Source organism: Hahella ganghwensis DSM 17046 (assembly GCF_000376785.1).
GTDB lineage: Bacteria > Pseudomonadota > Gammaproteobacteria > Pseudomonadales > Oleiphilaceae > Hahella > Hahella ganghwensis.
This window is the reverse complement of sequence record NZ_AQXX01000103.1, coordinates 1-26,016: the sequence shown is the minus strand read 5'-3', so window position 1 is coordinate 26,016 and position 26,016 is coordinate 1. Positions and strand designations below refer to the sequence as shown.

20 protein-coding genes are annotated in these 26,016 nt (G+C 50.3%); 10 read left to right on the top strand and 10 right to left on the bottom strand.

Annotation, left to right across the window (positions count from 1 at the left end):
- Positions 1–16: 16 nt before the first annotated feature.
- The 4 genes from F566_RS0110260 to F566_RS37920 all read right to left on the bottom strand — a co-directional run bounded on the left by F566_RS0110260 (position 17) and on the right by F566_RS37920 (position 6,105).
- On the bottom strand, positions 17–928 hold the full coding sequence (locus tag F566_RS0110260) for an aldo/keto reductase (RefSeq protein ID WP_020406904.1): 912 nt from the start codon (positions 926–928) through the stop codon (positions 17–19).
- Positions 903–1,700: a hypothetical protein gene (locus tag F566_RS0110255; RefSeq protein ID WP_020406903.1), complete on the bottom strand. Its 798-nt coding sequence runs from the start codon at positions 1,698–1,700 to the stop codon at positions 903–905. Before F566_RS0110255 ends, F566_RS0110260 begins: the two co-directional genes overlap by 26 nt.
- A gap of 202 nt (positions 1,701–1,902) precedes the next feature.
- A complete protein-coding gene (locus F566_RS0110250) occupies positions 1,903–3,915 on the bottom strand; it encodes a tetratricopeptide repeat protein (protein ID WP_020406902.1) in 2,013 nt (670 codons plus the stop codon).
- Positions 3,916–3,999: 84 nt separating this feature from the next.
- The gene (locus tag F566_RS37920) at positions 4,000–6,105 is read right to left on the bottom strand and encodes a flagellin N-terminal helical domain-containing protein (RefSeq protein WP_020406901.1); all 2,106 of its coding nucleotides are present in this window, start codon (positions 6,103–6,105) and stop codon (positions 4,000–4,002) included.
- 512 nt (positions 6,106–6,617) lie between these two features.
- Here F566_RS37920 and F566_RS0110240 point away from each other — a divergent pair.
- The 5 genes from F566_RS0110240 to fliS all read left to right on the top strand — a co-directional run bounded on the left by F566_RS0110240 (position 6,618) and on the right by fliS (position 14,154).
- Positions 6,618–8,684: a motility associated factor glycosyltransferase family protein gene (locus F566_RS0110240; protein ID WP_020406900.1), complete on the top strand. Its 2,067-nt coding sequence runs from the start codon at positions 6,618–6,620 to the stop codon at positions 8,682–8,684.
- 253 nt (positions 8,685–8,937) lie between these two features.
- Positions 8,938–11,004, top strand: a complete 2,067-nt coding sequence (locus tag F566_RS0110235) for a flagellin N-terminal helical domain-containing protein (RefSeq protein ID WP_020406899.1) — start codon at positions 8,938–8,940, stop codon at positions 11,002–11,004.
- Positions 11,005–11,084: 80 nt separating this feature from the next.
- Complete coding sequence (locus F566_RS0110230; RefSeq protein ID WP_026179901.1) at positions 11,085–11,540, top strand: flagellar protein FlaG; 456 nt, start codon at positions 11,085–11,087, stop codon at positions 11,538–11,540.
- Between the two features lie 185 nt (positions 11,541–11,725).
- Complete coding sequence (fliD, locus tag F566_RS0110225; protein ID WP_020406897.1) at positions 11,726–13,714, top strand: flagellar filament capping protein FliD; 1,989 nt, start codon at positions 11,726–11,728, stop codon at positions 13,712–13,714.
- Positions 13,715–13,758: 44 nt separating this feature from the next.
- Positions 13,759–14,154 carry a flagellar export chaperone FliS gene (gene fliS / locus F566_RS0110220; RefSeq protein ID WP_020406896.1) on the top strand — a complete coding sequence of 132 codons (396 nt, stop codon included), beginning with the start codon at positions 13,759–13,761 and terminating at the stop codon, positions 14,152–14,154.
- Positions 14,155–14,236: 82 nt separating this feature from the next.
- On the opposite strand, the gene F566_RS0110215 is transcribed toward fliS, so the two are convergent.
- Positions 14,237–15,160, bottom strand: coding sequence for a histone deacetylase family protein (locus F566_RS0110215; protein ID WP_020406895.1), 924 nt, complete (start codon positions 15,158–15,160; stop codon positions 14,237–14,239).
- A 209-nt stretch (positions 15,161–15,369) separates the two neighbouring features.
- On the opposite strand from F566_RS0110215, the gene F566_RS0110210 reads away from it, so the two are divergent.
- On the top strand, positions 15,370–18,111 hold the full coding sequence (locus F566_RS0110210; RefSeq protein WP_020406894.1) for a bifunctional acetate--CoA ligase family protein/GNAT family N-acetyltransferase: 2,742 nt from the start codon (positions 15,370–15,372) through the stop codon (positions 18,109–18,111).
- A 21-nt stretch (positions 18,112–18,132) separates the two neighbouring features.
- Here F566_RS0110210 and rdgC read toward each other — a convergent pair whose 3' ends face one another.
- Entirely contained in the window at positions 18,133–19,056 is a 924-nt protein-coding gene (gene rdgC / locus F566_RS0110205) for a recombination-associated protein RdgC (RefSeq protein WP_020406893.1), read from the bottom strand.
- A gap of 291 nt (positions 19,057–19,347) precedes the next feature.
- Between rdgC and acs the strand changes: the two genes are divergently transcribed.
- The gene (gene acs / locus F566_RS0110200; protein WP_020406892.1) at positions 19,348–21,300 is read left to right on the top strand and encodes an acetate--CoA ligase; all 1,953 of its coding nucleotides are present in this window, start codon (positions 19,348–19,350) and stop codon (positions 21,298–21,300) included.
- A 338-nt stretch (positions 21,301–21,638) separates the two neighbouring features.
- Here acs and F566_RS0110195 read toward each other — a convergent pair whose 3' ends face one another.
- From F566_RS0110195 to flgA, 3 genes are all read right to left on the bottom strand, one after another.
- A complete protein-coding gene (locus tag F566_RS0110195) occupies positions 21,639–22,103 on the bottom strand; it encodes a flagella synthesis protein FlgN (RefSeq protein WP_020406891.1) in 465 nt (154 codons plus the stop codon).
- 19 nt (positions 22,104–22,122) lie between these two features.
- The gene (gene flgM / locus F566_RS0110190) at positions 22,123–22,437 is read right to left on the bottom strand and encodes a flagellar biosynthesis anti-sigma factor FlgM (protein WP_020406890.1); all 315 of its coding nucleotides are present in this window, start codon (positions 22,435–22,437) and stop codon (positions 22,123–22,125) included.
- 135 nt (positions 22,438–22,572) lie between these two features.
- Positions 22,573–23,304, bottom strand: coding sequence for a flagellar basal body P-ring formation chaperone FlgA (gene flgA, locus F566_RS32540; protein ID WP_020406889.1), 732 nt, complete (start codon positions 23,302–23,304; stop codon positions 22,573–22,575).
- Between the two features lie 140 nt (positions 23,305–23,444).
- Between flgA and F566_RS0110180 the strand changes: the two genes are divergently transcribed.
- On the top strand, positions 23,445–24,395 hold the full coding sequence (locus F566_RS0110180) for a chemotaxis protein CheV (RefSeq protein ID WP_020406888.1): 951 nt from the start codon (positions 23,445–23,447) through the stop codon (positions 24,393–24,395).
- Positions 24,392–25,264: a CheR family methyltransferase gene (locus F566_RS0110175; protein WP_020406887.1), complete on the top strand. Its 873-nt coding sequence runs from the start codon at positions 24,392–24,394 to the stop codon at positions 25,262–25,264. The genes F566_RS0110180 and F566_RS0110175 overlap by 4 nt, the downstream gene beginning before the upstream one ends.
- Positions 25,265–25,339: 75 nt before the next feature.
- On the opposite strand, the gene F566_RS36885 is transcribed toward F566_RS0110175, so the two are convergent.
- On the bottom strand, positions 25,340–25,579 hold the full coding sequence (locus F566_RS36885; RefSeq protein WP_020406886.1) for a hypothetical protein: 240 nt from the start codon (positions 25,577–25,579) through the stop codon (positions 25,340–25,342).
- Positions 25,580–25,833: 254 nt separating this feature from the next.
- Here F566_RS36885 and F566_RS0110170 point away from each other — a divergent pair.
- On the top strand, positions 25,834–26,016 hold a 183-nt coding region (locus tag F566_RS0110170; protein WP_020405105.1), incomplete at its 3' end, for a transposase.

Below are 26,016 nucleotides of genomic sequence, written 5' to 3'. Positions count from 1 at the left end.
AAAATGCCCCGAAAAGTTACTTCATAAGCTCGGCAACGCTGCTTTGTACTTGTTCCACGACATCTCCCTGAAGCAGGGACTGCTCTGCAGATGCGGCATTTGCAGTGATATGGTCAGGATTGGCAGAACCAAACAGCGCTACATCGACATTGGGATTGGTCAGAGAATACCGGATCAGAAACTCGGTGATATTGTCTGCCATTGCCGGAAGGCAACTGTTGTCCCATCGACTTTTCAATTTTTTGTATAACGCCCGGCTGGGATCACCGGCGATCGGTGCTCCTTCACCGAGGGTTCCTCGGGTTATGACCCCCACACCCATGGTTTTGGCACGTTGAATCGCCCGGGCATTCTCCGGCATTAAAGCGGAGTAGGGGACCTGGATGCTGTCAAAAATACCCAGATCCAGAAACTTGTCGATATGGGGAACGCCGCTGGACAAGCCGATATAGCGAAGCATTCCTCTGGAACGAAAACGTTCAAGGGCGTTGGTCATTGCCTCCCAGTCAACCTCTTCTGGACGGGGGTTGTGTAACTGAAGCAGGTCCACATGATCTGTATTCAGTCGCTTCAAGCTTTGCTCCAGGCAGGTGGTAACGGCTTCTACTGTCCAGCTGGATTGGTCTGATACGCCTCGATACAAATGGCCGGCTTTTGTGGCAAGTGTGTATTCCTCGCGGCGATGACTGATAAAGCGCCCGATGAATTCTTCACTGCGGCCGTAGGCCCAGGCGGTATCGATAAAACTGATCCCCGCGTCCAGCGCAGCGTTAAGTGCCTGTTCGGCTTGTTTTGGGTCCTTGAGTTTACCCGGGACAGCGCTGGAAGGATGACTTTTTTCTCCTTCCAGATCACGCAGCTCCATTGCCCCATAACCCAGACGGGAGATATGAAGATCGGTATTACCCAGTGTAGTTTTCGGAATCATATTGTTTTTCCTGATGCTCCTTGCGGGGCGCTCTCATAGGATTATCGTAGACCATATACTGAATGACATTCCGGCGGGTCTTTTCGGCCACATTCTCCTGTATGGGTTCGACGCCATGCCAGGAATTGCTGGTTTTGACAAACCCCAAGGCACTGTTGCGACGGTAAGGGGCAACTTTGATCTTTCTGAAGCCATCGAATTCATGATGCCGGTTACCCTCGCATTCGAGGCCGCTCTCATGTTCATACAATGCTGTCCCCAACTCTTCGTGGTCGTCATTTTCTGCCAGATAGAACAGAATATTCACTACCTTTGAAGGAATATCCGTATGCGGACCGATAAAGTAATCCGCCCGGTGACGAAGAAAGATGGCCTGGGGATAAACCTGCGGCCATCCGGAGCGATCTGAATGAAACCTTTTTGCCAGCGTATCCGAAAAAATCTGCATACTTTCCTGAGCAAACTCGTCGCTCAAAAACCAGGTGGTAAAATCCTGCCAGAAGATTTTCTGCTCTGATGGCAATTGCTGCAGCCAGGAATCTTCCAGGTATCCCTGATCCCGCTTGCTGTATTGCTCCAGCTTCACTTTTCCCACTTCTGTCCACTTGCGATAGAAGGAGTCATCAGGCAGATAGTGGAGCATGGCTTCAAAATAGTCCTCAGGAAAAACCTGATCGATGATGAAGTGAGGAAAAGGAGAGGTCAGAATATCTGCATTCCGGATTTTCTGCAGGAGATGAGATTTGGCAAATTGGTGGTCTGCTGCGTTCATGTTCTGGGTCCGGGCCGGTACTGTCTGGAATGTTTTCCCGAAGTATAGCTAAAACTTGCTTTTGGTGAGGTGAAATCGGATTGCGTGATAGGGAAAAATGGGGCCTTGGAAGACGTAGGCCCCGCTACACAAGCTTTACTTACTCTCTATCTGCTGTCTGCCAGCTCAAGTGAAGTGGCTGTTGATTTGACCTACTTTCGCCTTAAGCTACCTTGCAGAAAAGCGTAAGAGCCCGTGGAGGTTCTTTCACTAATGGCTGCGCCATTTCCCAGGTGGTCAGTCGATTAAGCTGACTGATCTTGCCATCTTCATGATCTACGATACCGAACAATTCTATTCCGGTATTGGCAAATGCCTCATCAATCTCAATGGCATTCAATGGACGTTTGGTGGCACCAAAGAAAAGCTCTTCGCAGCCGCCTGCATGATAAAAGTCATCCTGAGCAAGAATTTCTGTCCAGTCATTTTCATTGGCATCATCCATGATGACTTTTCGCAACTGGCGGATAGTGGATTTGTTGAATTCAAGATTGTTGGCCTGCACCAATTGCTTCAGCGTGTTCTCTGCATTTCTTTCGCGATTGATTTCAATGCGTACCTTGCATAGTCCGTGGGGGGCCATGAGCTTTTTGATATACGCTAACGTTTCCTGAAGATTGCTGCTGTTGTTAAGTGGGGAAGTCCATTCCACAATATCAAAACGCTGATTCAGGCAAGTGAGTTTATCTTCTGCGCACTGAACCCAGCGAACGCTGTCGATGTCGTGATTTCTGGCTTGGTACTCGGCAAATGCCAGTTTGGCAATATCGTGGTCGGCACCGGTCACCAGCACATCATTGAACTGGGATGCCTCCTGCAGCGCCGCCTGACCGGTCTTACAGCTGGTGACTAGCAAGCTCAGAGGGCGTTTTTTACCTGCTTTAAAAGGAATAGCATCGCCAAAGGTCTCTGTAAGCAAATGATTGGCTGATTGTTCTTCCGAGTCCCCCAGATGCGTCCATTTCGGGTACACCGTGGAAAGAGACCTTTCAAAAGTCTGCAGGCTCTGGGACGCGTAGATCACCTGCTTCAGTTCGACTTCCGTCATATGTAGCCGGCTGGGCTCATACAACGAAATCGCCATTAGAGGCTGCAGGCGTGACGGCCAGTCCTGGAGATCGAAAGCGAGAACCCGTGAGCTGAAGGAGGCACTGTAAAAATCTTCATACATACCGTAAAGCATCATGGCGCCAACAAGATCTTCACAGGAAGCTTTGTTACGGCATGACTGCTTGATGGCTTCTTCCAGTTGCTGAAGAACCTGCAGTTCATTGTGATTGTATGGCCAGCAATAACCGTAGTGTGCAGCGGCTTCACCCAGGCTGATAATCCACTGCTGAAGCTCATCCATAATGGCGCCGGACTCGGCAATCTGCAGTAGTAATGTCTCGCGAATCAGGGTCAGGAGTTGCTCCACTTCCACACTGCAAAGCAGACGTTCGTCGACCACTGCCTGGAGAAGGGAGTCGTTCAGTAGAAGCGCAAAGTCCAGTTTGGAATCCTGGTGATCCAGGGCATATTTGCTGATCAACAACGAGTTGATGAGTTTGGCAAAAGGTGCGGGATCAGTATTCGGCCAGGTCAGTGCCATGACCACAGTGTTCTCGAATTCCGCTGACCAGCGATCGCAGCAAACATAGGGAGCCACTGAGGACAGACCAGTGATTACGGTCTGATTCACGTAACCTTTATTGATCAGAGAGCTGTAGTGAAGAAATGCTCCGCCGTAGTCTTTTCTGCGTTGTTTGATTATCGCCAGACCCAGGAAGGCTTCGGCATTGCTTTTCGACTCCTGGAGAATGGCGGTGAACGCCTGCTCGGCCTTGTTGTAGTGACCCGCAGCCAGATCTATGTGCGCTTTTTGTAGCCTCAGGGCAATACTGGCGGTGTCTTCTTCCAGTGCCAACATCATATGCTTTTTCGCCCTGGAGGATTCACCCAGCAAGGTGTGGCTCAACGCCAGCATGTGATGGGCGTCCTTATTATCCGCGTCCAAAGACAGTACGTCCTCTGCAAACACTTTGACATGATTCAGTAAAGAGTTTTTGTCAGAGGGCGAAACATTTTTCTGAACGGAGGAGAACAGGGCGGATTGAGCTTCTTCCAGCAGATTTTCTATCTGGCTGTAATCGACAACAAGTGTGTTGTTTGGAGAGGCTTGTTTTGCGTTCAACATGGGTGTCACCTCAGTAGCCGCAAGTCAGAGAATGTGTGTGTCCGGGAGAAAAAAGCGTGCCGGTGAGGGCACGCTTATCGAGAATTAGCCTTGGAGAAGCTGCAGAACCTGCTGCGGTTGCGCGTTGGCCTGGGACAGGATGGACAAACCTGCGCTCTGCAGCACCTGCGAGCGGGAAAGTTCAGCTGTCTCAGCGGCAAAGTCCGCGTCTCTTATCCTTGAGTTGGCTGCCGTAAGGTTCTCTGAGGCAACACGCTGGTTATCAATGGTGGACTCAAACCGGTTCTGGATGGCACCAAGTTCAGCCCGCTGGAGGTTGATCAGGTTCAGAGCATTGTCCACGGCTGCCAGCGCTTCCAGTGCACCGTCTACAGTAGAGATGTCAACGTCTCTGATTAACTGGCCATCCTCCGAAGAACCGTAGGTCCCCACTTCGAAACCGGAGTTTTCAATGTCACCAGTGATGGTATCCAGTTCAATCTCACCGGCGGAGAGTAGGGTCACGGAACCGCGTTGAGTAATCGTGGCGGAAGCCGTCGTACCCTGACCGATATCTGAGGCGATAATGCTGCCGCCTGTGGTGGTGGAGGTGGTCAGGACGATGTTTCTGCCATCCTCAGCGATCAGACGATAAGTGTCGCCGAATGCTTCCGCTGTGATACCGGTTTGACCCGCCTTGTTGTTGACTGCCGTGGCGATTGCTCTCTGGCGATCGGCGAGGGAGTCAGAGGCGTTCCAGGAAACATTGATTTCCACACCATTCAGGGTGAATGAACCGGACTCATCCGCAGTGGTGGATGTCGATATAGTATCGGCCACCAAGATGCTGGAATTCACCTGTGCCGTGACGCCAGTCTGTTCAGAAACCTTATTGATTGCAGCCGCTTTTGCGATGGCACTTGATTCTTTACCAGTGCTTGATGCAGTGTCGTCAGAGGCCTGGGATGGGCCGATGGGAACACCGTTAATCACCAAGTCACCAGTGACCATGGCAAGATCATTCACCGTTTCACTGACCGCACCACTGTTGTTACCGCTAAAGGTGCCAACCTGTAGGCCTGCGTTTTCGATATTGCCGGTGGTCGTGTCCAGATCGATATCCGATCCGTCATCCGACACCAGGGTAAATGAGCCACTATAGGTAATTGAGCCGGTAGAGGCGCCGACCCCGGTAGCACTTGCCAAACCATAGTTGGAGGCGGTGATGGTCGAATCGCCACTGGTGGAATCAATTGTGATGTTACGGCCGTCATCAGCGACCAGCGTGATGCCTTTGTCAGGATTGCCGTCATAAACGGCTCTTACGCCAGTCTCACCAGACTTCTCATTGATCGAAGTGGCAATATTCTGCAGGTTGACCTGTTCAGACAGCGTGGTCGATATCGACAGGTTGATCGACACGTTGTTGATCACGATTGTGCCGGATGAGGACGTTGCCGTGGTTGCGCTAAAGAATGATCCGCCCAGAGAGTTGGAGTTGGCAAATGCCTTGATCCCGGTCTGGTCTGTCACCTTGTTGATGGCTGCGACTTTTGCGATAGCACTGGAGGAATTGTCCTCCGCTGAGAAAATATCGTCCACACCTGTTGATGCTGGAACGGCAATGCCATTAATGACCAGGTCGCCGGCTTCCATATCTGCCGTAGAGGGTTCTGAGCTGATACCGTCAGTCTGAGCGGTACCTAACTCATCTACAGTCGCGCCAGCAATACCGAAGGTAATGCTTTCACCTTTATTGGCACCGATCTGAAAAGTCACATCCTGAAATGTGCCGTCCAGGAGCTTGGTGCCGTTAAAGTTAGTTTGATCTGCCAGCCTCTGGATTTCTTCCTTGAGCTGTTGGACCTCTTCATTGAGTGCCTGCCGGTCTACATCGCTGTTAGTCGCGTTGGCTGATTGCAATGCCAGGTCACGGATACGCAGCAGGTTTTCAGTCATTGCCCCAAGTGCACCCTCGGCTGTCTGGGCCAGAGATACACCGTCACCAGCGTTACGTATGGCGACATTCAGACCGCGTACCTGTGAGGTGAAACGGGTGGAAATTGCAAGGCCGGCTGCGTCGTCTTTAGCGCTGTTAATCCGTAAACCAGAAGAAAGCCGTTGCAGTGCCGTCTGATTCGCAGATTGCGAATTATTCAAATTTCGCTGCGCATTTATCGAAGCGATATTTGTATTAATAATTTGAGGCATAACACTCTCCTAATACTCTTAACCTGCCGGACGCACCTTTTACAGGTTGCAGTGCTAAAAGCCGGCACTGACATTAAAATGATGAAACGCTTTTTTGCCGTTCCACGCATTTTTCCGTTGCAGATGCGAAGTCTGTGCCAAAAATGATCGGTTTTTATAAATACATGAAAAATAAGAATAAATATTTCTTACTTTGTAATGGATATAGCGGCAAGGTTTGTCGGGGAGGGAAGAGTGACGGCAATTTGGCAGTCATTTGCCGCCCGTGATTGCCGCCTTTTCCGGTGCAGAGGTTTGAAGGTTTTACTTATGTTGTGTTACAGGCTAAGGTTCTAAACGAGCCGTATTCCTGGCGCACAATAACTGAGTGCTTTAGGGTGTACTGCCTGATGCAGAAATTGTCTCAAGACCGTTTTCAGGGTGGTGTACTTGCTTAGGTGTAAATATTGCAGCGCTTATTGATGCTCCTACCAGGCATGGATTCACATCATCAGATAAAGCGAAGTCAAAGTATGCGACAAACCGGCGCTTCAAAAAATCCCGCGGAAGAGTTCCTTGAGAGAAGGCAGAAGAATCTCGAATATTTCAGACTCCATTACCCTTCTATCTATCAGCACTTCAAAAGTTATCAGCTGAAAAAGCTTAAGCTGAATATTCTCCCGGATACCGGAGAAGTCGATTTATGGCATGAAGGCCGGTCGATTTATCCCGGGGGAGCCAAAAAATTCTGTCGGGAGGAGGTGCAGGAGTTTCGTGGCATCATCGGCCCGGACACTTCTCTGAGAACCATTGACCCTCCGTTGGAAGGCGACTATCACCATCCCCGCTTTGCACATCGTGCCGTTGATAGCCTGATTAAAAAGTCCCCATTCCGTTGGCAGGGGTTCAAGGGCTATAAAGTGGAAAACTATTATCCACTCATGGTGTTTATGGGATGTGGCGTCGGTTACCACATTGAAGAGATGGTAGACAAATACAGCGTGCAGAATGCCTTGGTGCTTGAACCGGATCTGGATGCTTTTGCTGCCACCCTGTACTCCATAGACTGGGAAAATATTTGCCGCTCCTTTGATATCAAGAACGGTCGCAGAATTCATTTTCTGCTCGGCGTTGCCCGTGAGGAATTCATGGTATGGGGGGCATTATGGAATGAACTGGTGAAGCGTCCACCGGTTTTTCCGTTAATGACAACCTTCTACGTTCATCGTGGTGACGCTTTCATGAATAAAGTGGCTAACCGGGTCAATCAGGAGATGCACGTTTTCCTGAGCTCCTGGGGGCACTATGATGACGAAGTCAGGCAAATCAATAATGCACTGCATAACTTTCATGAACATGTTCCGGTTATTACCCCCAGAGCAGTGCAACAGACTGAGAAACCGGTCTTTGTTTTCGGTAGTGGGCCCTCTCTGGATAAGCGGATTGAGCAGGTCAAACAATACCGCGACCAGGCACTGGTCGTCAGCTGTGGTACGGCGTTGAGAGTGCTGTTGAAGCATGGTTTAACACCGGACTTTCATGTGGAGCTGGAATCCGATGCCAAGGTATACCGGGTTCTGATGGAGAGCTATGAGCCTGAAACCCTGGCGAAGATCAGGATTGTAGGGGCGTCTCACATTTGCCCGTTGATTTACCCTCTATTTAAAGACAGCCGTCTGTATTTCAAGAAAGAAAATACCATCGCACACATGTTCGGTACGCGGGACGAGACGATTGCTGATGCCACGCCGACCTGTACCAATGCGGCTTTTGCCATTCTGACACACTGTGGATTCAAGAATATCTATCTGTTTGGTATGGATTTCGGTTATTGGGACATTGAAAACCACCATGCCGCAGGGACGATCTATAACAGTCCGGATCACAAAGGACTTGGATCAAGCTATAAGGTCAAGCCCAACAGTGTCATTACGGCAAAAGCCTATAATGGCGAAACTGTTCGCACGACCCCGCTGCTGTATACCGCGAAACGTAAACTGGAGCAGGAAATTCGAGACCAACGCCATGCCTGGGGAGGACTCAATGTCTACTCCTGTTCCGATACGGCGGAAATTGAGCACTCGGAATGGTTGAGTCAGGATGATTTTGAACAGCGTTTTACCAATCTGGGAGATGTCCAATCAAACGATGAGGCGCTGTTAAGAATCTTTCAGGAAAATCCGCGTACGGTAGATCTGGCCATGATTGAAAAATCTCTGGACAAGGTAGACCGTGACCTACGGAAGACCTATCAGGATGTAAAAGGCTTTATGGACAGCATGAGGCTCAAGAACGGCATGGATATGACGGTTCTGTGCATGAGAATTTCCTACTATGTTGAAAGCCAGATGGAAAAGAAAAATCTGGGCTTTTACTTCCTCGTCAGGGGGACGATTCGACATTTCCTTTACGCTGGTTATTCTCACATGCTGGTGCTGGAAGATCATCAGCAGAGGGCTCAATGGTTTGAGGACTGGAAAGCCGATTTTCTGGCATTACTGGAAAAACTTCCTGAGCATTTCCGGTCGATTACCCGTAAGGAATACCGTCTGGACAACGATCCCTGGATGGAGCAGTCCATCAATGATCCTGAGGACTGATCTGTTACAGGACTTCTGAGCTTTCCTCAGGAATGGTCAGGCTTTTCCTGCCTGACCATTGATATTACAGCCGATGAGGCGCCAGGGAGGGTTTACAATCGGTTACATTTCGTTGCTTTTCTTCATTAAAGAACTCTAAGAAGTGGTCGTTAACCAGATTAACAGGGTTTGCGCATCCAAAAAGACACTGCAAGTGCGTTGCGTACGACCTCTGGTGCAATAGTCTGTAGACTGGCTTCACAGGAGCAACGATATGCCACAAATAATTAATACCAACATTGCGTCGTTAAACGCGCAGCGTAACTTGAACTCTTCGCAGCGGGCAGGCGACACCGCGTTGGAGCGTCTGTCTTCCGGTCTGCGGATCAATAGTGCAAAAGATGACGCTGCAGGTCTTGCGATCTCAACCCGTTTCGGAGTCCAGATCAGCGGTACCCAGGTAGCTATCCGTAACGCAGGTGATGGTATCTCCCTGGCGCAAACCGGTGAGAGTGCTCTTTCTTCTATCACTGACAGTCTTTCCCGAATCCGGGAACTGGCACTGCAGTCTGCCAACGATACTAACTCTGACGTTGACCGTGCAGCCCTCCAACAGGAGGTTGAGCAGCTGGTTGATGAAATCAGAAACGTTGCAGATACCACCAACTTCAACGGTAAGAAACTGTTGGATGGTTCATTCCAGAACTCAGTCTTCCAGACAGGGGCCAATGTTGGTGACACCATCAATGTCAGCATTAGCCAATTGGATGCAGAGACCCTGGGGAGTGCCGAAACAGCCGGTATTTCTTCACGTACCACTGTCAGCGCTGTGACCAGCTCTGCAACTTCTGAGTTGGCTGCAGGTGATTTGGTTATCAACGGTATTTCCGTTGGTGCATCTGTTGGTTCAGATGATGATTCTTCCACCTATCAGGCCGCTTCTTCCGCAATTGCCAAGGCAGCTGCGATTAATGAAGTGTCTGATCAGACCGGTGTTACTGCGGTTGTTGATGAGAACACAGCAGCAGGTACCATCGCGAACTACGACAGCACCGCTTCCGGTACCATCAACATCAACGGTGTTGATGTTAACCTGCAAAACAGCTCGACCCTGAGCGCCAGCCTCAACCTGCAGGCAGTTGCTGATGCAATTAACCTGAAGTCTGACGCCACTGGCGTAACTGCAACTTTCGTGAGCACCACTCAGGGTGTATCCCTGACTGCCGCTGACGGTCGTAACATCGTACTGACCACATCCACTGCCGGTGGTTCTACCAACTCTGCTGACGACTTCGGTCTGGCAGACAGCCGCACCAGTAACGGTAACGCTTATGTTGGTACCTTTACACTGGTCAGCGACGACGGTAGTGACATCAATATCACCACTGATACCGGAAACATTGATAACGCCGGTTTCGAGGAAGGTGTTTACAGCGGCATCAACGGTGGTGTGGTTGGTGATGCCAACACTGATACCACCCGTGCCGCACTGACCAATGGTGACCTGGTCATTAACGGTGTCAGTATCGGTGCAACTCAGGCAGAAGATGACACGGCTTCCACTTTAAGTGAAAGTGCCAGTGGTATTGCTCTGGCGGCAGCGATCAACCGTGTAGCTGATGAAACCGGTGTCTCTGCAACGGTTAACGAAAACAATGTCTACTCAGCCGCTATTACGGCTGCTGCAGGCTCCACTTCCAGCTTGACCATCAACGGCGTCTCTTTCAGTTACGCCGCAACTGGTGACACAGCGACTGACCTGGAAGGTGTGATCGATGCGATCAACGCCAAATCAGGCCAAACTGGTGTCACGGCAACAGCCCTTGACTCGGATCAGTACACGCTGACTGCTGCCGACGGCCGTAACATCGTGCTGACTGGTGGTTCGACTGTTGGTCTGACAGCAGATACCTACATTTCTGCAGTGACTCTTGAGTCTGGTGGTGCATTTGAGTTGAGTTCAGATACCGGTAATATTGCCCGTTCAGGCTTCCGTATCGGGGAGTTTGGTGGGGCTGAGACCGGAACCAAGCTGGACGATCTCGACATCTCCACAGTGGCTGGAGCCAATGCAGCAGTGACGGCGGTGGATAATGCGTTGCAAGCCATTACCTCCAAGCAGGCGGAACTTGGTGCGATTCAGAACCGTTTCCAGAACACCATTGCGAATCTGGAATCTCTGAATGAGAACCTAAGTGCTGCAAATTCACGTATACTGGACGCAGACTTTGCTGCAGAGACCGCATCACTGTCTCGTGCCCAGGTGCTGCAACAGGCTGGTATCTCGATCCTGGCTCAGGCCAACGCGAGACCGCAGCAGGTATTGTCGCTCCTGCAGTAATGGAGTGACCCGACGTGATGTTGCCGACCATGGTGATTAGCCAAGGTCGGCAAACGTTGGATCTAGCGGAGAGGTGGAAGATGAATGACCTGAAAGTAAATGACCTGAACGTTGCCGGTGCGGCAAAAGCTGCCGTACCGGTTGTTCGGTCCGGGACGTCATCACCTCTGACCGAGCCTGGCGCAAAGTCTGGAGGTGGGGCGGCATCACCTGTCGCAACGTCACCGAAACAGGCTGTTAAGAGTGACTCTGTATCTGCTGCTGAAGGTGTTTCCCAGAAGGAATCACAGAAGGGCGAGAACAAGCAGGGACAAGAGCAATTGAAGGAAGCTGTGTCGAAATTGAATGATTATATTCAATCTGTTCAACGGGACCTTCAATTTGAACTTGACGATGATTCCGGCAAAACCGTAGTCAGGGTTTTGGACCGTCAGACCCAGGAAGTGGTCAGACAAATTCCGGATGAGGTCGCACTTAAGCTGGCTCGAAACTTGCTGCAAGACGAACCAATCAGTCTCTTCGATGCCAAGGCTTAGGCCCTGGCATCAAGGATCAACGGTTCGGCAAGAATTTACGATCTGTAACAAAAAAAGGGGCAAAGTTTTGCCCCTTTTTGCCGATATAAAGAACATGTGATCGTACAATAATGTTGGCGTTTGTTTCTGGAGAGACGATCAATTAGTCGGAAATAAACACTGCGAGCGCTGCGAGGCGAAAGTTTATGGCAAATGTTTCTTCTATTGGTATCGGTTCAGGGGTTTTGACAAGCGATCTTATCGATAAGCTTGCCAATGCCGAGCGTGAACCCACAGAGAAGCGCCTTGACGCCAAGGAAGAAGTTGCAAGCGCCAAGCTTTCTGAAATTTCCCGTCTTAAAAGTGCGGTTACTGATTTACGGTTGTCAGCACGATTTCTTGCCAACTCAAGTCTGATGACATCTGCCAAAGTGACTTCGTCAAACTCGGCGGTCACGGCGACGGCAGGTGGCAGCGCCAAGCTAGGCAATTATCAGATCGATGTCACCAACCTGGCAACGGCACACACGTTGAATTCAGGTGTATTTGCCGATGATGACACCACAGCTGTCGGTACCGGGACTTTATCTATCACGGTGGCCGGTGTCACCAAAGATATCACAATTGATAGTAGTAACAGCGCCCTGCAGGGAATTGCGGATGAGATCAACAGCCAGTCCTCGCTTGGTGTGACGGCTACGGTGATCAATACAGGTAGCGGATATCAGCTGAGTCTGAGTTCTGACGAGACTGGCGCTGATAACAGTATTGAAATCAATGTCACTGACGATGACGGCAATGACACCGATACCTCTGGATTATCACAACTGGTATTCAACGGCACGACCCAGAATCTGTCGGAAGACATTGCTGCGGAAGACCTGGCGTTTACGCTTAACGGTATCAGCATTACCCGCTCCACGAATTCCGTCGATGATGTCCTGGACGGGGTTACTTTCGATTTTACAGCCGAAACCGGCGGAAGTCTGGCGACGGTAAAAGTGGAAAGGGACTTTGAGGCCATTACTGAAAAAGTTCAGGATCTGGTTGATAAGTACAACGCACTACAAGAGATTATTAAAGAAACCACCGCCTATGATACCGAGACTCAGGTCGCGGGCGTTTTGTTGGGCGAGTCTTCTGTCAGGACTGTTTCTTCACAACTAAGAAACGTGCTGTATTCGATCATTCCGGGTCTTGAAAACGCCAATGTCCGTAGCCTTGCCGAAGTTGGGATCAGTACTGACGAAGATAACGGTCAGCTTCTTTTTGATTCTTCTGTATTTCAGTCCAAGCTGAAGGACTACAGTGATGATGTGGCGGCATTGTTTGCTGATCAGGGCCGTACCAGTGATTCGCAGGTGGATTATATCCGGGCCGGTATCAATACCGAGGTCGGAAGCTACGATATCAACATTACCCAGGCGGCGACCCAGGCAGAATTGGTCGGCAGTGTTGCCTTGGGTGGCAGTACGGTGGTTGATGCGAACAATGATGAGTTTGTCATCAAAGTGGACGGTGTTGAGTCTGGTACCATCACGCTGACCCAGGATGCTATCGGGTATAGTAATGAAGACCTGGTAACAGAAATTCAGGCGCAGCTTAATGCAGATTCTGCATTGTCGGCAGCTGGTGTTTCTGTGGTGGTATCGCTGGATGCCAGCAATCAGCTGGTTTTCAATTCTTCCACCTATGGCAGCGATTCAACGATTGAGATCACTTCTGCTGATACCAACAGTGCGGCCACCCTGGGAATTGATGTTGCCACTGGTACTGACGGCCTGGATGTTGAAGGCACCATCAATGGTGAAGCGGCCACTGGCTCAGGGCAGCTGTTGACGGCTGATGAGGGCGGTAGTGCTGACGGAATCGTAGTAAAAGTATCCGGATCAGCAACTGGCGATAGAGGCACGGTCACCTATATTGAAGGTGTTGGTGATCAACTGGTGGATGTGATTACCGGGTTCATCGGCGTCAACGGAATACTGACATCGACTGAAAACCGGTTGAATACTGAGCTGACCAATATTCAGGAAGAAAGAGACAAGCTCGATGCGAGAATCAACAGTCTGACCGAAAGGCTGGCGAAGCAGTTTACGGCTGCCGATATTATTATTTCGCAGCTTAATAACACCCAGGATTTTATCACGGCCCAGCTGGCTTCGTTGGCTGGTACAAGTAATTCTGATAATTAATCGGGCTTTTATAAAAGTCCCTGAAGTACACGAGGTTGATGCAAATGAACGCACTTCACCAATATCAGAGCGTTAATCGCCAGACAAGTATTGTCGATGCGGATAATCATCGCTTGATCCAGTTACTGTTTGAGGGAGCTCTGGAGCGTATTTCCACCGCGAAAGGGCAGATTCAGGCCAAGAATTATGAGGGCAAGAATCGCCTGATCAACAAGGCTGTCGAAATTGTCGGTGGTCTTCGCGAGTTTCTGGATATGGAGCAGGGAGGGGAGCTGGCTGAAAGTCTGTCCTCGCTGTATGAATATATCGAACGTCGCTTATTTGAAGCCAATCTGAAAAATGACGTTGCTATTCTTGACGAGGTTGCCGGTCTTCTTAAAGAAGTCAAAGGCGGTTGGGATGGCATCAGGGATGAAGTGCTGGAAAAATCTCTCGTCTGAGATCTCGGGCAGTTTAGTTACTGTTAACTGCCGACATACTGCATCAACGCAATGAGGCCGCAGGGGAGGTGCCCTGCGGTACTCAGTTTCCGGTCAATCCTTCCAGGTGTGATTCAACACTGGCGGCCAACGCTTTCAGGTTATACCCTCCCTCCAGCATCGAAACCACTCTGCCGTTACTGTACATGCGGGCAACATCCATGATCATGCGGGTGACCCAGCGGTAGTCTTTTTCCTCAAACTCCAGATGGGCCAATGGGTCGTCCTTATGGGCATCAAATCCGGCGGAGATCAGTATCAACTGAGGTCTGTGTTCCTGCAGTCTGGCAAACCAGTCTCTTTCCACCGTTCTTCGGAATTGCAGGCCTTTTGAGTGGGCTTCCAGCGGGGAGTTGATAATATTGGGACGGTCCACATTGTGATGGCTGTAGGGATAAAGTGGATATTCAAAACTTGAGCACACCAGGACTCTGGGATCATCCTGGAAAATATCGATGGTTCCGTTGCCCTGGTGGACGTCGAAATCAATGATCGCTATTCGCTCAAGGTCATGAAAGCTCATCGCATGATGGGCGGCAATAGCAATGTTATTGAAAAAGCAGAAGCCCATGGTTTTACTGCGCTCGGCATGATGACCTGGTGGTCGAACGGCACAGAAGGCTGTATCCACCTGACCGGACATGACCGCGTCAGTGGATTCGACGGCGGCTCCGGCAGCCAGATAAGCAGCACGAATGGAATCTTTCATCAGTGCCGTGTCCGGGTCCACCATGATCCGGCCTTTACCGGGATCCATTTCTTCCAACTGTCTGACGTAGAGGTCCGGATGGACGTTGGTAATGTATTTGCGATCAGCTTCACTGGGTTGGAACTGCTGCATTTCACTCAGCATTCCCGCGTGTTCCAGGCGTTCGCGAATCGCTTCTATCCGGGCTGGGCTTTCCGGGTGACCACTCCCCATGTCATGAAGGGTGCAGTCCTGATGGTAGAAAAATGCTGTACTCATCGTTGTTATAATCCTTGTCTATAGGACTAGTCTAATTGATCGTGGCCCGTTAGAAAAACACCAAAATCATCACATAAATACCATGATGGGCTGACTTCGGTCAGTAGTTTGTTCATTCTAGCGTTATAAATTTAGGTAATGACGGCAGTTAACACCAATTACAAAGAATACGGGAGAATTAAAAGATTCTTCCGAATAGGAGAATACGCTTGAGTACCAGGCATCTTGAAGCGCTTTTAAAGCCAAAATCCATTGCTATTCTCGGCGCTTCGGAGCGATCCGATAGTTTGGGAGGAATGGTGCTGCGTAATCTGATGTCAACGGATTATGACGGGCAACTGGTGGTGGTGAATGAACGAGGTTACCACGATATTCATGGGATTCGCTGCGTAAAGAAAGTCGGCCAGCTTCCTTTCAGGCCTGATCTGGCCATCATCTGTACGCCGCCGGAAACCGTCCCCATGCTGGTCAGGCAACTGGCGCAGAAGCGTGTGAAGACAGCGATGATTCTGACAGGTGGTCTTTCCAGAACCCATAGCCGTAGCGGTCGGCCGTTAATGTATTCGGTGCAGGAAGTGGCAAAGGAAACCGGTATCCGCGTACTCGGGCCGGAAACCATTGGTATTATGGTGCCGCACAACAACATCAACGCCACATACATGCACATGGGTATTCTGCCTGGGAAAATTGCCTATATCGGTCAATCGGGGACTCTTGCCAGCGGTATTATTGACTGGGCCTTTAGCCGTGGTATTGGGTTTTCTTATCTCACCACGCTGGGGGACAGTATAGATATCGATCTGGATGATCTGAGCGATTATCTGGCGCAGGACCGCAAAACGAAGGCAATTTTGTTGCACATCGAGAATATCACTTCGCTACGCCGCTTTATCTCGGCGGTACGGGCAGTGTCACGGGGTAAACCGGTGATTGCGGTTAAAAGTGGTCGCACTCCTGCATCACAGTGGACGCCTATGGCATTGCCGCCGGGCATTGTGGATGGCGACAAAATCTATGATGCGGTGCTAAGGCGGGCCGGTGTGCTCAGGGTTAACGGCAGTGACGAGATGTTTGATGCTCTGGAAACTCTGACTCGCATGAAAACCGTTCGGGGTGAACCTCTGCATATCATTACCAATGGCACTGGGCCGGGTGTGCTGGCGGTGGATAGGCTGGCGTCACTGAAAGGCGAACTGGGGACACTGTCCCCAGAGACCGTCAGTGAATTGGCCCAACTGCTGCCGCCTTACTGGACACGCAAAAACCCGATAGATCTCAATTATGATGCCGGACCACTGCTGTATGAGCAGGTATTGGGAATCCTCAGTCGTGACCCTCATGTCTCCAATGTGCTGGTGCTGTTCGCACCATCGCTGACCGAGGATAGTCTTCAGGTGGCGGACGCGATCATCCAATTTTCGGCCAGGACTCACTTGAATATTTTTACTTGCTGGCTGGGGCACAGCACTGTGCAGGATGCCAGAGACGCTTTTTTTGATCGAGGCGTACCGACATTCTCAACGCCGGACAAGGCGGTGAAATCTTTCATGCATAGGGTGAACCACCAGCGCAGCCAGCGTGTTTTGCGAGAAACTCCTGAGTCCTATACGGATCCACAAATTGACCGAACCAGGGCCAGGAAGCCAATTCAGGCTATTTATGGTTCAGGCAGGAGAATCCTGACGAACGAAGAAGTTCGCGACCTGCTGCAGGCATATGGTGTCCCTATGCTGGAAGCCCATTATTGCGATACTGAGGAGCAGGTAGTGGAAATCGCCGGGGAATTGAATGTCCCCGTGGATGTCCGGATTCTTCACGAAGAGGCCTGCAAACCTTTTGCGATGGAAAATACCGGAAGGGGACGGATTCGTGGCAGAGTGAAAGGGCTCGTGGAGGAAAAATCGATTCGCGAATCCTGTCAGTTTCTACTGAAGAGCTATCGGGAGCATTTTCCTGAGAGCGGTTATATGGGATTTGCAGTCCACCCGAGTTTTCAGTCTGTGGGCGGTGTCGGGTTCAGTCTGGGTGTAACACGTGGCCCGGTGTTTGGGCCGCTGATGTTCTGTGGAGCCAGTGGGGCGACAATTAATGTTGTGGCGGACCGGCGCGTGGCCTTGCCGCCATTGAACATGGTTTTGGCAAGAGATCTTCTCAGTCAGACCTATATGTACAAGCTCCTGCTGGATTTCAGTTATCGCCCGGAGCAGGATATCAACAAGGTATGTGAAACCCTGGTCCTGTTGTCTCAGATCACCATGGATATCCCGGAAATCAAGACACTTGAGATTCTGCCGCTGTATTTTGACCGGTCTGGTGCGGTGGCGGTGAATGCCACCGCGGAATTGGGTGAGCCCATGAAACCGGCGATTCTCCCTTATCCACAGGAATTGAGGGAATGGATACTGCTGCCCAAATCCAAGCGTAAGGTGGAGTTACGGCCAGTCCGAGGAGAAGACGAGCCTAATCAGATTGATTTCCACTCCCGATTATCGCCGGAATCAATTCGCTATCGTTATTTTCACTACCGCAAGAGCTTCAGCCACGATGAAATGGTGCAGATGCTGCAGATAGATTACGACCGGGAAATGGCTTTCGTTGCAATGGCGCAGAATGATGATGGCTCTGAGGAGGCTTTGGGGATTGTCAGGGCCTGGACTGATCCGGACAACCTGTTCTCTGAGTTTGCCATTATTGTTCGAGACGATTTAAAAGGTGAGCGGCTTGGTTGGGTCATGATGAGAAAAATTATTGAGTACTGCACCGAGCGGGGCACAATTGAAATGATCGGTAGTGTGCTGCCGGAAAACCGGCCTATGCTGGCATTGGCTCAGAAATTGGGATTTGCTATTCGGTATGATGATGAGGAAGAAGTGATGGCATTAAGGCTGCCACTGAATACGCCTGATGAATGGCAGGCTGAACGTTTGAGAGTGTTAACGGGGCGCAAATAGTGCGCCCCGTGTAATGATTGCTCAGTCCTGAACAACCGCGGACATATCCTCGCCACCCAGGGCTGAGGTTAGGTCCGTAATCAGTTTGGAAAACTCCATAGTCATCAGGCTGAAGTCCGCTTCAAACCGTGCTGCGGCTTCCTCTTCACCACCTTCGCTCAGTTTTTCCTGGAAAGTGTCAAGATACTTGATGCGCTTGAGCTGGAAATCATCAACGGCCACCAGACTGATTTTTTCATCCCATTCAAGGGAAAGTTGAGTGACCTGCATACCGGCGTCAATGTGGCTGGAAATCACGTCTGTCAAAGATTCTGTACCTTTGCAGCGGATCACGGTATCAGTGCCGTCGCCAGAGCGTAACTCGCAATGATCACCCATCACAAATGGGGTAGGCGAATTGTCCGTCTGCACCCAGTTGGAGAAGTGAACAGCCGGTGCTTCGTTCAGTGCGATGAAACGAATCGGCAGTGTGCCCATAGTCTGGCGCAGGAAGGAGGTGAATTCATCTGCTTTGGTCCCGGATGAGGTATCGACGACCAATACGCCGTCTTCCAGGTCAATATAGGCTGACACTCGCTTGGATCGGGTGAAAGCCTTGGGCAGCAGTACAGCGACCACCTGCTCCTTGAGTTCCTGCTTTTCCTTCTTGCGCAGCTTGCGTTGTTCACGCGCTTCGATTTCCTGCGCTCTTTCTTCAATCTCTTCCTTGATGACACTGGCCGGAAGGATTTTCTCTTCCTTTTTCAGCGTCAGCAGCAGATAACGGCCGTTTTTATACACCAGTTCGTCACTGATCAGTGGTGCGGGGGCAACCCAGCCCAGACGATAGGTATCATTAGCCTGACAGGGAGTAAAACTGTGCTCTTCCAGGGCGGCGGCAAGATCATCCTCGGGCCAGGGTATGGCTTTGGTAAACCGGTAAATAATGGCGTTTTTGAATAACATCTGTAAGTGATTGGTCCTGATTAGAAAATTGAACAGGTATAGTTCCTGCTAACCCGGTCCATGCCGGTACAGGATGGTAAAGGGCTGGCATTATGGGGGATCAGGGTGGTCTTTGGAAGAGTTTAAACTCGGCCCACAAAGGACATTGAGGAAGATTAACCTACGCCTGCTGACAATGGTCCGACTTCTCCCTTAGTATTATATGCAACCATTTATGTGTTTCGCGGGCTACACTAGGACGAAAAATAGTTATAAATACGTATAAGAATCACAACAAAGAGAGAGGGAGAGATGAGTACACACGCAAAACACCCCGTACCTCAAGATATTGCTAATCAGGCTTGGGCAGACGATGCCACTTATCAGCGGATGTATCAGGAGTCCGTGGAAGATCCGGAGAATTTCTGGCGTCAGCATGGCACCAGAATTGACTGGATAAAACCTTATACCCAGGTCAAAGATGTCAGCTACGATCAGAATGACCTGCATATCAAATGGTTCCATGACGGCACCTTGAACGCCAGTTATAACTGCCTCGATCGCCATCTGCCTCACCGTGCAGACCAGACGGCCATCATCTGGGAAGGCGATGAGCCGGATCAGGATGCCACCATCACTTATCAGCAGCTTTATGATCAGGTATGCAAATGCGCCAACGCCCTGAAAGAGATGGGTGTGAGAAAAGGTGATGTGGTCACAATTTACATGCCCATGGTGCCCGAAGCAGCCGTGGCGATGCTGGCCTGTACTCGAATAGGTGCTCCTCATTCAGTTGTGTTTGGAGGTTTCTCTCCTGAAGCCCTGGCAGGCAGGATTGAAGATTGTAAATCCCGCTTTGTAATTACGGCTGATGAAGGTGTCAGGGGTGGCAGAATCGTACCTCTGAAGAAAAATGTCGATGCTGCGGTCAAGATTGTGGAAGGTGTCGGTGAAGCTGTAGATAAGGTGTTAGTGGTCAAGCGTACCGGTAATGATGTGAACTGGGAATACGGTCGCGATCTCTGGTATCACGAGGCAGTGGCAAATATGCCAGCAGAGTGTGTGCCGGAAGAAATGTCTGCCGAGGATCCTCTGTTTATCCTTTACACTTCAGGTTCTACCGGAAAGCCCAAGGGGGTATTGCACACCACCGGCGGGTACATGGTTTACGCTTCCATGACTCATCAGTATGTCTTTGACTACAAAGAAGGCGATATATACTGGTGTACGGCGGATGTGGGCTGGATAACCGGCCACAGCTATATTGTGTACGGTCCGCTGGCCAATGGTGCGATCACACTGATGTTTGAAGGGGTGCCCAATTACCCTGATGCGTCCCGCTGCTGGCAAGTGGTCGATAAGCACAAGGTTAATATTTTCTATACCGCGCCGACTGTCATTCGTGCTCTGATGAGATTGGGTGACGATCCGGTGAAGAAATCTTCCCGGTCTACCTTGAAACTGTTAGGCACTGTGGGTGAACCCATAAATCCGGAGGCCTGGGATTGGTACTACGATGTGGTCGGTGATAAGCGTTGTCCCATCGTTGATACCTGGTGGCAAACGGAAACCGGGGGCATTCTGATTACACCGCTTCCCGGCGCGACTGAATTGAAGCCAGGATCTGCCACTCGACCGTTTTTCGGTGTGAAGCCAGCGCTGGTCGATAACGAAGGCAATCGTCTGGAAGGTGCGACTGAAGGCAATCTGGTGATGCTGGATAGCTGGCCTGGGCAGATGAGAACCGTCTATGGAGATCATGAGCGGTTTATCCAGACCTATTTCTCCACTTATCCCGGAACCTATTTTACCGGAGATGGTGCGCGTCGGGACGAAGACGGCTATTACTGGATTACCGGAAGGGTCGATGACGTATTGAATGTCTCCGGACATCGTCTGGGTACAGCCGAAGTGGAAAGTGCGCTGGTTGAGCATGATGCCGTCGCTGAAGCCGCTGTGGTTGGTTTTCCGCATGATGTGAAAGGACAGGGGATCTATGCCTATGTCACTCTGACCGTTGGTTATGATGGCTCAGATGAGCTGCTGACCGAGCTTAAGCAGACGGTGCGCAATGAGATTGGACCCATTGCCACCCCGGACGTGATCCAGTTTGCTCCCGGTCTGCCGAAAACCCGGTCCGGTAAGATCATGCGCAGGATTTTGAGAAAAATTGCCGCGAACGAAACGGATGCCCTGGGAGATACTTCAACCCTGGCTGATCCGTCGGTGGTGGATGACCTGATTCACAATCGGGCGACCGACTAAAGCTGGCTGTCCTCTGATCCTAATGAAAAGGAGAGGTTTACCTCTCCTTTTACTTTTCTGTTGCCTGACCTTTACTCCCTTCCCGTATTCTCATTTTGCCGCTCTCAACTTTGATAAACCTCATGTCGGATGCAAAGGAGAATTGTGCTCATCGGTGAGCGCTCGTGAGTCGTTATGATCAAGAATTCTTATCGAAGTTAGGGATATTGGGAGAGATTCAGAGGAGGGTTGGGGTAATGAAAGAGGATATTAACAGGTAAATTATTTCCGCTATACGGTGAGAATTGTCGCGTAGGCGGCATTTGAATGCCGCCTCAAAAGAACGAATATTTGACCGTTTACGCTTGCGCCAACGACTGTTTGCCACCGTAGGCATCTGCTGCACCGTTCTTACCATAAAGCTGTGCTTGTTGGCTTTGTCCCCGAATAATCTGCATCAGACGGACGACTCGTTGCTGGGAGCGAGCAATGATCTGGCCGTTGACTTCATTCTTTTGTTTGATATCCAGCAACCGCTGTTCGCAGTCCCTAAACAGCATCATTACTGGAGGGGCTTTTTCTTCGAGAAGCTTGAACAGGCGTTTTTTGGGAAGTTTGGTGTTTTTGATCCAGTCAGTCCGCTCGCGGGCGTTGTTCTGGATTTGCAGGAGAAGGGGTTTTTTCTTTTCAAGCAGCTCATCCAACTCCTCCATCTGGTTGCGTTCCAGTGAAGCACGTTCTTGCGCAAGAAGGTCGTCAAGTTGGATGAGTGTATCGAGATTTTTTCTCAACAAGTCAGAGAATATTTTCAGGTCAGCGGACATATCGCCCTCGCAGTGCTTTTCAGAATTCCTGGTCTAAACCAAGCAATTTCTCTGCCACACTGCGTGAGTTTACACTATAACTGCCGTCTTCCAGTGCCTGCTTGATTTTAGCAACGCGTTCATTATCCACTTCAGGAAGCTTGGCCAGCTCTTGCTCGATTTTGCGGATACCCTGGGCTTCTGAGCTTAATTGCACAGTTTCACCGCTCTTGCTTGTCGCGGGGGCATCAGCTTTCGCCTGTTGCGGATTCTCCGCAGGCTTCTCTGTATTTTTTAAACTTTCCCTGGCCTTGAGATCGTTGACCGGGGGAGAGCCTACTCCTTTGATATTCATGGACTTGCACTCTTAAATCATGAATTTATAAATCTGCTTGATAATTTTATCGGCCCGTTCAGATAAAACTTTAGCATTTTTTTGCTTTAAACGCTCATTGTCTCACTCGGTGGGCTAAAGCGCTCATCCGGGCGACTACAGGGGAACCTTGACCAGTCCGTTAGCCACCACTTTGGCTCTGATCAGGCGCTGTGACTGCGTATTCTTGACCGGAATCTGCTGGCCCTTGCGTCCGTCTGCCATCGCCAGCCCCGGCATTTTAACACTGATTGAGTCGTTACTTGCTTCTATCAATACGGCATCCCCTTTATTTACCAGCTTCGGGGGGGACACCTGATTGGGGGCTAGCGGCTCGCCGGCATTGAGAGTGCGTCGGGCAATCATTCCAGCGGCATCTTCAAGGGTAGTGAAGTAGCCATATCCCAGCTCATCGATATTGGCCTTTTTCAATGTCAGGTCACCCTGACTGATGCTTGCCATCCGAGGTAATGTGTTACTGAGAAAGACCACCGGATGCATCCGCCTGATTTCTAAAGGGACGTAAAGGCTCCAGCGTTTTCCCGTCTCGCAGGAGACTTTCACCGTCAGTTTGCCTGCTCGTGCCTCTCTGTTGCTTTCCACGGTCGGTGTTTGCTGGCACGGAGGGAAGTTGAGCCGTGAATCCAGTGAGCCTATGCTGTATTCAATGTCGGTTTGCTGGCTTATTCTGGCCTGGGTTGACCAGGAGGACATAAATTCGTCCACAGCCACTGAAATCTGCTGCTGCCAGACCGGAAAAGATTGGGTTTTAGGTATTCCTGAAGCCTGCACCTGTACTGAGCCGAAAAAAATGGTCACCGAAAAAATAGTGGCTATGCGAAATTTCATTTTTTGTCCTATGCTTAGTAAAGCTTCGGAGCCCGCAACCGGGGTCAAATTTTTGGCGTTTTTTGGCATTCAAATGCTGTTTTACAAGAATGAATGCAATACGCGTGCCGTAGAATTTTCATTGAAGGTGGAGCATCTTTATGTCCGGGGTTTTAGATAGCGTTAATCAACGCACACAGCTGGTCGGCCAAAACCGTCTGGAATTGCTCTTATTTCGCTTACAGGGCGACCAGGTATACGGTATCAATGTATTCAAGGTGAAAGAGGTCTTGCAGTGCCCCAAACTCACGATGATGCCGCAGCGGCATCCAGTGGTGCGGGGTGTGGCACATATTCGGGGCGAAACTATCCCCATCATGGATATGGGGCTCGCGACCGGACAAAAACCTGTTCCCGAGAATGAAATTAATAATTCCTTTGTGATAATCACCGAGTACAACCGCAAGACTCAGGGATTCCTGGTCAGCGGGGTGGAGCGCATTGTGAATCTGAACTGGGAAGAGATGCACCCGCCACCCAAGGGGGCAGGAAAGGATAACTATCTGACAGCGGTGACCCGGTTGGAAGATCGGATGATCGAGGTGATCGATGTGGAGAAAATTCTGGCGGAAGTTGCTCCCTCAAGAGACACCGTGGACTCTGAGTACATCGATCCGGAAGTACATTCAAGAGCGCAGGAATATCGGGTGCTGGTAGTGGATGATTCCACTGTCGCCCGACGCCAGATTGTGCATTGTATGGAAGCGATCGGTGTGGATGTTGTAACGAAAAATGATGGCAAGCAGGCGCATGAATATCTAAAATCCCTTGTCGCTGACGGCAGCCGGATCAGAGACCACATCAGTTTGATGATCTCTGATGTGGAAATGCCGGAAATGGATGGTTATACGCTGACCTCTCAATGCAAGAATGACCCTGACCTGAAGGATCTCTATATCATGCTGCACACTTCCTTGAGTGGTGTGTTTAACAAAGCCATGGTCGCCAAGGTCGGGGCGGATGATTTTATGGCCAAGTTCAATCCTGACGAACTGGCGCAAAGAATATCAACCATTTTGAAGGATGTTGATGCAGCCCGTAGTGGCGGTTGATCGATCATCTGTGTGTTTTTATTCCGGTAAAGGAAGTATTCGCTCTGCTTAATAATACCGATTACGATAAATTTCGGGACTTTCTGAGAAAAGCTTGCGGCATTGTACTGGGCGACAATAAGCAATACCTGGTGCAAAGCCGCCTGCGTCGCATCATGGCCGATGAAAGTATCGCCACCGTCGGAGAGTTGGTCGACAAGATGAACCGGTCGATTCGGAATCCTCTGAGGGAGGCCGTTGTTGACGCCATGACAACGAACGAAACGCTCTGGTTTCGTGATGTCCACCCGTTCCGGATACTGGAAGAAAAGATCCTGCCTGAGCTGCTGAGTAATAAAGGAATGTCTCAGATCAGGCTCTGGTCTGCGGCATGCTCCACAGGCCAGGAGCCATACTCCATTTCGATGGTTTACGACGAATTCAAGCGCCGCAATCTGGGCGCGGCCAGAGTTCCCTTAAGTATCGTGGCCACTGATATTTCAGCAAGCGTGCTGGCCACGGCCCGAAAAGCCGAGTATGAAATGCTCGCTATTGGTCGCGGGCTCTCAAAAGAGAGGATGAATACCTATTTCACCAAAACACCGGATGGTTCATGGAAAGTGAAACCGGAAATCTGCCGGGGGGTGGAGTTTCGCTCATTAAATCTGATGGATTCTTACAGCCTTTTGGGGAAATTCGACATCATCTTCTGCCGTAATGTGCTGATATACTTCTCCGCAGAATCAAAGCTGGATATTCTCAAACGCATGCATGCCGCATTGAAGCCGGGTGGTTATCTGGTGTTGGGCGCGTCTGAGTCGCTCAGTGGTCTGCCGGATAAGTATGAAATGGTGCACTGCAATCCGGGAATCATCTATCGGGCCAAGTAATCGTTGCCATGGTGGATGCAAATCCCGGTGATGAATAGATCAGTTCGAATAAAGCCGGCCTTTTCTAATTTTTGATCAGGCGATAATGTGTATTGATACATTCTTACCCATAGGGATATTTGGGGGAATCGGCCTATTCGCCAGCAACAGAGCTTCGAGTGTCTTTTTAAAAGGTATTCTGCCAGAACCAACGGTAAAGGAAAGACAGCCGAGTATCTCCTGAAGCAATTGAGTGACCCCGGTAAATTGCATTTGCTGGATCTTGGTGCGGGCGATGGTCGACTCACACGAATGCTTGTACCTTGGTTTCGCCACATCACAGCCGTCGATAAGAAACCCCTTTTTGCCAATAAGCTGCAGGCTATCCCTGGCATAGAAGTGGTCCTGTTGTCCTTTGACTCTCTAGCACTAGAAAGACCTTTTGATGTGGGATTATTCTCTCACTCGCTTTCAGGTGTTCCACCAACCTTCCTCGATAGAACAATCGATGTAAGCGTCCGGTAACCCCATCTTGAGCGCGCTACCAACTGACTGGATAGTGTCCACTTATTTTTTAGTGGACACTTGTTATGATTGTCATAAGCGCACCTCGCTCCTCCAGAAAACGTCGCCAATATTCCGCAGAATTTAAAGCTAAGATTATTGCTGCCTGCCAACAGCCGGGGGTCTCTGTTTCTGCCATCGCTCTGGATAACGGGCTCAATGCCAATCTGGTTCGACGCTGGATCAGCGACGCGAAGAAACTCGGCTCT